Below are 2,692 nucleotides of genomic sequence, written 5' to 3'. Positions count from 1 at the left end.
AGCGACGAGGTCTGGGAGGCCATGCGGCAGGCCCAGCGCGAGATGAACAACTATGAGCGCCGGAAGGTCTACCACCGCGCCTGGTACTCCCTGGACGCATATAGCTGGGCGGAGAACTACGCGCTGGAACACGGCAGATCGCCGGAGGAAATCCTTTTGGAGCGTGAGGAACGGGCCGCCCGCCTGCGGCTGGTTGCCGCCTTGCCGGAAGCCCTGGCCCATGCCACCCCCACCCAGGCCCGTCGTGTCCGGGCCTACTACATTGCCGGTATCAACCAGCCGAAAATTGCCCGGATGGAGGGCGTACACAGCAGCAAGGTCAGTATTGCCATCCGGCGGGGTCTGCGGAATATGCGCCGCTGCTATGACGGCCTTTTCCCGTCAGAGTGAGGGCGGGCCTATGCAGACGATCAACCTCAAGCAATATTACCCGTTCTGCACCGAGGACACCTTTGTAGAAGTGTCCGATGAAATTGTCGAGGCGTTCCTGCTGGACAAGCGGGCCGAGGCCGCCAGGGAGCGCAAGATGTACCGCTATAAGGCGTTTTACTCCCTTGACTGCGATGATGGGATTGAGAACGCCGCCATCGGCTGGGCGCAGCCATCGCCGGAGGATTACCTGATGGAAAAGGAGGCGCAGGCCGAATATGCCGAACTGCTCCGGCGGCTCTATGAGGCCCTTTCCTCTTTGCCCCCAACGCAGGCCCGCCGTGTCCATGCCCGGTATATGCTGGGGATGAAAGTGAAGGATATTGCCGCGATGGAAGGTATTACCCCATCCCAGGCAGGAAAGTCCATCCATGCGGCGCTCCGGCGGCTGCGCCGGTACTTCATACACCGGAAATGGACAGGCGGCCTATGAAAACCATCAACCTGAAAAAATACTACTACCCGATTTGTAAGAAAGACACCTTTGTGGAAGTGCCGGACGAGGTGGCAGACGCCATTGTAGAGGAAAGCCGCGCAGAGGACGCCAATGACGCCAAGCAGCACTATCACTGTTACTCTCTGGACGCATCCCCCGGCATGGAAAACCATTTCCCGGAGCAGGCCGTTTCCCCGGAGGATATTCTGATGGAGAAGGAAACGGAACGGGAACAGGAGGCCGCCCGCACCCTGATGGTGGAACGGCTCCAGGAGGCCCTTGCCACCCTGACACCCCGGCAGACAAGCTGCCTTCATGCCCGGTTTTGGGAGGGTAAGCCCTTCAAGGAGATTGCCGAGGCCGAGGGCTTTACCACATCGGCTGCTATTGTCACGGTACGCAACGCCATCATCAAGTTACAGAAATATTATATCAAGTGCGGCTGGATGAAGCCGCCAAAGGAGAAAGCGATATGCACAAAGACAGCACCACCCAAGCGAAACAGAAAAAAGACGAGCGCAAAGAAGTCCTGAAGGAAATCCAGCAGCTTGAGAACCACCAGAAGATTTTGGAGAACAAGCAGCGCAATGAGGAACGCAAGGCCCGCACCCGCCGCCTGATTGAGCGCGGGGCCATTTTGGAGGGCATTTTCCCTCTGGCCCCAGACCTTCCCGGCGTAGAGGTCAAGGCGTTCCTGATTGCCCTGTCCCATCTTCCGGGGGCGGCAGAACTGGCCGCAAAACTGCTGAAATCTGGGGACAAGCCGTAAGTCCCTTGTTTACAAGGGCGCACTTATACACCGTTTCCGGTGTCGTGCGCCCTGCCGGGGGCTGTTGCGCTCTCCGAGCGCGATGGGGCGCTACACTCCCCAAACCCCTTGTGCGCCACAGGTTACAGAACATCCGCAAGCGGCTGTCCCGTCCCCTGCGGCCTGAATACCCCTCACCGAAAGGAGGCGATCCCCATAGATTTTTGCCATATCCCCGTCAGTATCATCAAGCGCAGCGAGGGCCGTTCCGCTGTTGCCGCAGCCGCCTACCGCAGCGGAACCAAGCTGACGAATGAATGGGACGGCCTGACCCATGATTACACCCGCAAAGGCGGCGTTGTCCATGCGGAAATCATGCTGCCCGCCCATGCCCCGCCAGAGTTTGCAGACCGCTCCACCCTCTGGAACAGTGTGGAGCAGGTCGAGAAAGCCAGGGACAGTCAGCTTGCCCGCGAGATCGAGGCGGCCTTGCCCCGTGAACTGTCCAGGGAACAGCAGCTTGCCCTTGTCCGGGCCTATGTGAAGGACAACTTTGTGGACAAGGGGATGTGCGCTGACTTTGCCATCCATGACAAGGGAACCGGCAACCCCCATGTCCATATCATGCTGACCGTTCGGCCCTTAAAAGAAAATGGCGGATGGGGCGCGAAGTGCCGCAAGGCATACGACCTGGACGAGAACGGCCAGCGCATCCCGGACGGGAAAGGCGGCTGGAAGAACCACCGGGAGGACACCACCGACTGGAACGACAAAGGGAATGTGGAGATTTGGCGGGCGGCATGGGCGGCTTATACCAACCGGGCATTGGAGGCCGCCGGTCATCCCGCCCTGGTAGACCACCGCAGCTACAAGCGACAGGGCATTGATAAAATCCCCTCTGTCCACCTGGGGCCAGCGGCCAGCCAGATGGAGAAGCGCGGTATCCGCACCGACAAGGGAGAAGTCAACCGGCAGATCGCCGCCGACAACAAGCTGCTGAAAGAAATCAAGGCCCGCATTACCCGCCTCTACAACTGGTCGAAGGCCGAGGCCGAGAAGCCGGAGGGCCAGCAGCCCAG

At 59.8% G+C, this 2,692-nt stretch carries 5 protein-coding genes; all 5 read left to right on the top strand.

Features of this window, described 5'->3' with window-relative positions:
• Window positions 1-390, top strand: a 390-nt coding sequence (locus tag B5F87_RS20255; protein WP_087284448.1) for an RNA polymerase subunit sigma-24, incomplete at its 5' end; no start/stop codon positions are given.
• Between the two features lie 10 nt (window positions 391-400).
• A complete protein-coding gene (locus B5F87_RS20250) occupies window positions 401-862 on the top strand; it encodes a sigma factor-like helix-turn-helix DNA-binding protein (RefSeq protein WP_015574367.1) in 462 nt (153 codons plus the stop codon).
• On the top strand, window positions 859-1,398 hold the full coding sequence (locus B5F87_RS20245) for a sigma-70 family RNA polymerase sigma factor (protein WP_087284445.1): 540 nt from the start codon (window positions 859-861) through the stop codon (window positions 1,396-1,398). The genes B5F87_RS20250 and B5F87_RS20245 overlap by 4 nt, the downstream gene beginning before the upstream one ends.
• The gene (locus tag B5F87_RS20240) at window positions 1,338-1,634 is read left to right on the top strand and encodes a DUF3847 domain-containing protein (RefSeq protein WP_087284442.1); all 297 of its coding nucleotides are present in this window, start codon (window positions 1,338-1,340) and stop codon (window positions 1,632-1,634) included. The genes B5F87_RS20245 and B5F87_RS20240 overlap by 61 nt, the downstream gene beginning before the upstream one ends.
• 189 nt (window positions 1,635-1,823) lie before the next feature.
• A partial coding sequence (gene mobQ / locus B5F87_RS20235; RefSeq protein ID WP_143405316.1) for a MobQ family relaxase occupies window positions 1,824-2,692 on the top strand: 869 nt, incomplete at its 3' end.

Origin of the sequence: Eubacterium sp. An3, from assembly GCF_002159465.1 — a bacterium.
Classification (GTDB): Bacteria; Bacillota; Clostridia; order Lachnospirales; family Lachnospiraceae; genus Anaerobutyricum; species Anaerobutyricum stercoris.
The sequence above is the reverse complement of the archived record's forward strand: the minus strand, read 5'-3'. Positions and strand labels throughout refer to the sequence as shown.